The 6,307-nt window shown below is 56.2% G+C and carries 6 protein-coding genes; 5 read left to right on the top strand and 1 reads right to left on the bottom strand.

Annotated features, from left to right (window positions below):
- Positions 1–204 precede the first annotated feature (204 nt).
- From L8F96_RS16175 to L8F96_RS16195, 5 genes are all read left to right on the top strand, one after another.
- On the top strand, positions 205–879 hold the full coding sequence (locus L8F96_RS16175) for a recombinase family protein (protein ID WP_334656659.1): 675 nt from the start codon (positions 205–207) through the stop codon (positions 877–879).
- A 990-nt stretch (positions 880–1,869) separates the two neighbouring features.
- Positions 1,870–2,133: a hypothetical protein gene (locus L8F96_RS16180; protein ID WP_334656660.1), complete on the top strand. Its 264-nt coding sequence runs from the start codon at positions 1,870–1,872 to the stop codon at positions 2,131–2,133.
- 27 nt (positions 2,134–2,160) lie between these two features.
- Positions 2,161–2,670, top strand: a complete 510-nt coding sequence (locus tag L8F96_RS16185; RefSeq protein ID WP_334656661.1) for a hypothetical protein — start codon at positions 2,161–2,163, stop codon at positions 2,668–2,670.
- Positions 2,671–2,777: 107 nt separating this feature from the next.
- The gene (locus L8F96_RS16190) at positions 2,778–3,230 is read left to right on the top strand and encodes a hypothetical protein (protein ID WP_334656663.1); all 453 of its coding nucleotides are present in this window, start codon (positions 2,778–2,780) and stop codon (positions 3,228–3,230) included.
- The gene (locus L8F96_RS16195; protein WP_334656664.1) at positions 3,227–4,054 is read left to right on the top strand and encodes a hypothetical protein; all 828 of its coding nucleotides are present in this window, start codon (positions 3,227–3,229) and stop codon (positions 4,052–4,054) included. The genes L8F96_RS16190 and L8F96_RS16195 overlap by 4 nt, the downstream gene beginning before the upstream one ends.
- Positions 4,055–4,637: 583 nt before the next feature.
- Here L8F96_RS16195 and L8F96_RS16200 read toward each other — a convergent pair.
- Positions 4,638–6,179 (bottom strand): site-specific integrase, encoded by a 1,542-nt coding sequence (locus tag L8F96_RS16200; protein WP_334656665.1) that lies wholly within the window; start codon positions 6,177–6,179, stop codon positions 4,638–4,640.
- Positions 6,180–6,307: the final 128 nt, after the last annotated feature.

A 6,307-nucleotide genomic window follows, 5' to 3' on the forward strand; every position in this document is an offset into this window, starting at 1 on the left:
TATCTCCCCCGTATCCCCACCCAGCCCGCTGGCGAATATGACACGCCTAGCGCGACCTGCATTATTGCGCGCGGTTCGTTCTCCCGGCGTAGCGTGTCACAGTAGCAGGATCATGGCTCGATCATCGCTGTCCAGAATAACCAAACGAGCGTTTGACAATTGTGGACAACGGTCCTACCTAGGCTTGGCAACAGGGATCATGCCATGCGGACCGTCACCTACTACCGTGTATCGACTGCCAAGCAGGGCCGTAGCGGCTTGGGCCTAGAGGCTCAGCAAGCGGCTATCGCTGCCTTCTGTGCATCACGGGACTGCCAGCCCCTTGGCGAATACGTCGAGGTAGAGAGCGGCAAGCGGGATGACCGGCCTGAGCTTACCAAGGCGCTGCATCATGCGAAGGTGACAGGGGCAACGCTGGTCATTGCCAAGCTGGATCGCCTGAGCCGTAACCTCGCCTTCCTCGCTCAGCTACAGGATGCCGGGACTAGGTTCGTTGCCGCTGACATGCCTGAGGCTAACGAGCTTACCATTCACATCATGGCAGCAATGGCCCAGGCCGAACGCAAGGCGATCAGCAAGAGGACCAAGGAAGCCCTTGCCGCTGCTAAAGCCCGTGGCACCAAGCTAGGCAATCCGATGGGCGCTAAGGCGTTCGGGGAGAGCAAGGGCAACGGTGCCGCTGTCGATGCGATCAAGGCCAAGGCTCAGGCGTTCGCTGCTGACGTCGCCCCGATCATTGAGGCTATCAAGGCTGAGGGCCATACTAGCCTGAGGGCTATTGCCGGGGAGCTTAATGCCCGTGGGATCATCACAGCACGGGGCGGGAAGTGGGCGGCTCAATCCGTCAGCGACGTGATGCGGCTGCACTCCCCGGCTTGATACCGGACAGGCGACGGGGATGCCCTCGTATCCGCCCGGAAACGGCCACCAGACTCGATATGAGAGGCTCAGGGTATCGACCTAGCCGGGATACCGTGGCGGCTCTGTACGGGGCTTTGAGAGGCTGGCCTATGTTGCGCCATAAGTCTGACGGCATTTCGGGACCGTATAGCATGGGAAAATCCTCGGTATCTATAGTCGAGTATATCCCTAAGAATGATCCCGGCACGAATATGAGCTTAAGCCCCAATTATCGCCGATCCTAAACCAGTACCGTACATGAAGAGAAACCATTTACACCGCCTAAGCTAGGTAGCCCTAGGAACGCCTGACCGTGCGATAACGGTAGATACCACAGCCCGTAAGGGTTAGCCGTAGGGCGAAGGGGTGTGCCATCTTAACAGGATGACATGCGGTATCGGACGCTGGCACTACAAGCGACGTATTATCTCAACTCAGGATCATGCGGCTGTATTTGCTTCCCACTGACTGTAGCTATGGCATTCGGCCATTACCTATGTAGTCGATTATCCTCATACCTGCATTGCGGGTAGGCTCCATATTGGAAGCTCTGGGGGGGTAGGGGGGACGCTGGATACAGCTTAATATATCTCAATCTAGGATCATACTAGTATATGTATATCCTACTCTATGGTCTGCATCCGTATTCCCGATGCGCAATAGCATTCTTCTGATAGGCTCAGATAGCTAAGCCCTTTCCTGTTCGGGTGATCGCTATACATCTGCCTGAGCCTATCTGAGGAATGACTGCCATCTTCCTCCACATACGCATTGCTCATATAACCAATGATGCCTATCGGCCCTGAGCAATTGCCAGCCTACTGACTGTAGCATTGCCCATAGTTGGCAGTCAGTAGGCGACCCCCTTTCCATAGCTGCAATATCTCTGTTCCCGTTTGCTTAAGTGCAAGCGGGCGGTCTGTCTGTAGCTTTTGTCAATATTACTCCACCCAAATCAAAGGATAACCTATGAACCCGGTGCCGGTTAATCTCGACCGCCTTAGTGATCCCCGCGTTGCTGCCCATATCGAGAAGGTAGATAGCCGTGTCCGTGGCGGCTTCCGCCTTTGCTTGGATATCCTAGGCATCCCGCTTCCCGAATACGCAAAGACTAAGCCTGCTGGTCGACCGTCTATTGCGAAGCTGATGGCCGCTGCTGATACAGATAGCGGGACCATCTACACCTACCGTAATGAAAAGATGAAGATTGGGGCATTCGCTCCCAAGCTCTAATTACCCTACTAGAAACAGGAAACAACTATGACCAACAAAGATACCCTTGCCGCTATCGCTATCGAGATTGAAACGCTTGGCGACGAACTACGCAAGGTTAGCAACTACATCGATATCCTTGGCAAGCCTGCCGTTGATAAGGCTGCTGCGATCAATAAGGCTCTTGTCAATGCCAAGGATCGCTTTGCTACCGCCCTCGCTGACGAACAGGTAGAGGCCCGCAATCTACGGCTTAGCCGCTTCTCTGATATCCGCGTTGAGGTGAGGCCGGGTGACAACCTGAATAGTACCGGCTTTCTCATCAAGTATGTGCGGGATACATGGGATATCACGGCCAATGCCAGCATCCCCAAAGAGCATGAATGCAACGGCTTCTCTGCCCTTGACGATGATGCCTTTGATTATCTCGTTACGGTGAAGCCCCATGCCATCCCCGCCTGCATTATGGCGCTGGCACCGGGTAAGCCACGGGAAGCGTTCACCTTGTATATGCAGGGTAAGCAGCGCGGATACTTCACGACTGCCCTAGCGGCGTAATGGCAGGCGATAGCTGGGATGATTGGGGCAGCGGGCAAGCGCCTAGCCGTCCCCGATCTGACTATATCCCCAAGGTTCGTCTGATCCCTACGACGCTGGATGATCTGATGAACTGGGCAGGCAACTATGCCGATGCCGTCAAAGCCCATGTCGAATATACCGCTGTCTCTACTTGGCTGATGAAGGCCGATGCTCCCCTAGCGGCTGCATGTATCGCGGTCGAAGCCGGTAACTTGTCCGTGCTGCTGACAAGGCAGGCGCTAGAGCATGAGGCAGGCTGGCCTAAGCTGACCAGCAACGCCCCGCCGCCACTCTACGACCTGCCTGAGGATGCCCAAGGCATAGCCCGCCGTATGGCCGGGGACATTCATGCGCTTTGGGAGGCTGCTGGCCGTCCGTACCTCAAGGCCGACGACTGTAAGTTTGCCTTCCAATACCTCGCCGCCGCGATCCGTAAGGGGATCATTCCGCCTATCCCGACCCTAGGCGAAGTTGACCCGGTCCCCGCTGCCAAACCGGCAAAGCCCCACATTCTTGATATGCTGAAAGAAACCACATGACCGCACTAACTCCCCGTCAGGCCATCAAGGTCAAGGCGGCTCTATCCCTGATCGCTATACATGGTCACAATCCCCGCACTGTACAGCAAGCCGCTACGGCTGAATTGGCTAAGGGCTATCCTGCCAATATCGCTTACAAGACTGCTATTGATGGCTTCATTGCCCGTGTCCCTGCTATGGGGAATATTCTGCATCTTGCCGTTGATCTGATCCACAATAGCGATGATGCTACGGTAGCTTTGTATGACAAGGCGCTAACTGAGTATAACAATACCGGCGATGACAGTTGCCTTGATGGCCTTGCCCCCATGATCCTTGAGGATGCCAAAGCATTGGCTATCAGCAAGGGTGAAGTGACCGAGGCTGATACAGCCAATTGGACCATTGAGGATGCGCTAGGCAGCACGTCGGAAGCCTTTGCCGATACTCCCGATGTTCCCGACGCCACCACGCTGGCACCGGGCCAGACCGCGAATAGTTCGTTCGGGTTCAATGGCCTTCCCAGCCCTGCCGCTCAGGCCCCGTCAGCGCCCGCTCAGGCGGCAAGTGGCCCTCAGTGGGTACAGACCGCGACCCGCCTCGTCGCACAGGCCCCCGCAAGCGGTCCTCAAGTAGGGCAGAGCATGACCGGCTATGATCCCTATCAGGCCAGCCGCAGCCCGACCGGCATCCGGGTAGCTCAGACCGGGGAAGCTGCCCGCCGCTCGCATGGCACCCCGGTAGGCGACATTGCCTATTCCGCAACCGGCACAGGATACCGCGTCACCCCGACCGGGGAAGCTGCCCGCCGTGAGGCTGGCGTACCGCTTGGGCCGGATGCCTGAAATCCTGTCTAGGAGAGTCGCTGTGAGGCGATAGCTCATCCCGGCCTACAGATACCCGACCGCTTCCAATCGACTCCTGACGGGGCTGAGCGGGGCATTTTCGGGTATCTGTATGTTCGGTTCGTTCAAGGCTTTCCGATAGCCATGCCACCTCGTATCTTAGCCGCATGCACTATAGTGACCTTGCCACGATTGCCGATGTAGGCACCTCGCTTGCGACGATGCTGTCCATTGTTTCAGCCACAGTGTCAGCCGTTCGATGGCGAAAGGCGTCCAAGTTCAAGGAGTACGTAACTACCCCGATACCAGAAGAGGTGGCAGGGTATGTGATGCTTAATGGAAGAGACTTGGGCGTAGAGGTTGAAAAACTTGTTCGCGTCAGAGAGAAGACCGAGGCATTTCTAGCTGATACAAAGGAAGCGTCGCGTCTTAATAGATCAGGTGCGCGATGGGCGATGATAACTGCCGCCCTTACCGCACTTGTCCTGAGCCTTTCACTTACAGGGCGTATAAGTTCGAACTGTGCCGATGGATCATCTTATTTCTATTGTGATATCGGCACAGGCTACTTGGGAATTGTACGTTAAACGTTTAATCCCGGCACCCGATAAGATGCAATAGCTGCTACCATTACCCGCATGGATGGAGCCGCCCCGTACTTGTCGGCAGCGTCTTTACCTTCATGCCCTTGGAATTGTCGGCATACTCGCTCAGGGATGCCAGCATCTACGGCATGGGTTTTCCAAGTATGGCGGAATGAGTGAAAGACCTTGGCCTTATCCTCAATCCCGCAATCTTTCTTATACCGGCTGAACCACTGGCCTACCTTGTCGGTTAGTTTCTTGCCAATGCCTACGGCCTTCAAGCCGGGGAATACACGACCTGTCTGATCTGGCAGCTTGGTTACATAGTCGATGAACCCTAGCTCAATTAGCTTGGGATGCAGCGGCACAAGCCTATTGCTTGCCTCATTCTTGATCTGATTAGGCAAGGCGTCATCATCGGGCGTATCTGTAATATCGATACACCATACCTCTTGCCGCTTATCGTCATCGTCTATGTAGGCAACGGGCTTCACGTCCTGCACCCGTAGCTGTCCAATCTCTTCCCGGCGCGCACCCATGAACAGGGCTAGCAGGGGAAGCCAATAGACAGCCTCACCATATCCGCCCTTGGGCCGTTCACCCTTGGCATGAACCGGGCCAGCGAACAGGGCATTGAGGTCATCGGTAGAGAAGTCTTTCCGCTTCTCTCCCCGCTCAGTGACGGCCATCTTAACGTCACGGGCCACGTTGACGGGTACGATATCCTCTTGCGCCGCCCACTCTAGCAGGGTCCGCAGATAGGCCAGCCGATCCCGCACATTGACCTGAGAACGGGCAGGGTCCGCTATCAGCTTGCGCTTATAGGCCATCACATCGGCCTTGGTGATTAGCTCGACGGACTTACGGCCCATCATGGAATTGAACAGCTTGGCATCCCGCCAATAGGCATCCTTGCCACGGGGCGACGGCTTACGCTCAGCGGCCCACCCGTCGAGGATATCTGTATCTAGGTATTTGCCCTTGCCCTCATTGGCGTTGGCATCCTCGCTGCATTCAACGGCCTGATTTTGGCTTTCCGATGCGCGGGCAGGCTTTCCAAAGCGAGCTTGCATGGACGCGATCAGCGCCCCGGCATTCTCCCGCTCATGCCCGACTAGCAGCTTGCCAGCCCTAGCCACGTCAGCCGGGGAGGCGTCAGTCTCTATCCCTGCTGCCAATGCGTCCATGATCGGCTCTAGCCGCTCTATCTCGCTATCGGATGCAAACAGGTCATCGGCCACTAGCTCGGCCTGTAGCTGGTCAGCTTCCCACCGCTTCCGCTCCCGTTCGATCTGGGATGCAGGCTTAGGGGTAATGGCAGGGCTAGGGACCGCAGCGGCCTTATCCCGCTCAGCTTGCTTGAGCAGAGCATGGGCCGTCTTGGTCATATCAGGGATGAGGGCCTTAGCCGCTTCCCGGTCCTTTAGGCCCAGGGATCGCTTAATCTCCCGCTTGCCAGCCATGAAGGGGCGCAGGTCCGCAGGTATCCCCATGCGGAAATAATAGACCCCGTTGGGGGCGCGGTGGAGGTATGAACACATAGGCCGTCGTCCTCGTACCTTTGTACTAGACGCTCGTAAAAAGCCTAAGATTTCCGCTAATTCCTAGGGTTTTCAAGCCCTAGTGCAAAATGGTGCCCAGAAGAGGAGTATGCCGAGGTGGGTGATCA

It is taken from the genome of Sphingomonas panaciterrae, assembly GCF_036890205.1.
Lineage (GTDB): Bacteria > Pseudomonadota > Alphaproteobacteria > Sphingomonadales > Sphingomonadaceae > Sphingomonas > Sphingomonas panaciterrae.

Bases quoted from the DNA above. Each gene is read 5' to 3' on its own strand.
- L8F96_RS16185 (WP_334656661.1), top strand. From the start codon at position 2,161: ATGACCAACAAAGATACCCTTGCCGCTATCGCTATCGAGATTGAAACG.
- L8F96_RS16195 (WP_334656664.1), top strand. From the start codon at position 3,227: ATGACCGCACTAACTCCCCGTCAGGCCATCAAGGTCAAGGCGGCTCTA.
- L8F96_RS16180 (WP_334656660.1), top strand. From the start codon at position 1,870: ATGAACCCGGTGCCGGTTAATCTCGACCGCCTTAGTGATCCCCGCGTT.
- L8F96_RS16175 (WP_334656659.1), top strand. From the start codon at position 205: ATGCGGACCGTCACCTACTACCGTGTATCGACTGCCAAGCAGGGCCGT.
- L8F96_RS16200 (WP_334656665.1), bottom strand. From the start codon at position 6,179: ATGTGTTCATACCTCCACCGCGCCCCCAACGGGGTCTATTATTTCCGC.
- L8F96_RS16190 (WP_334656663.1), top strand. From the start codon at position 2,778: ATGAACTGGGCAGGCAACTATGCCGATGCCGTCAAAGCCCATGTCGAA.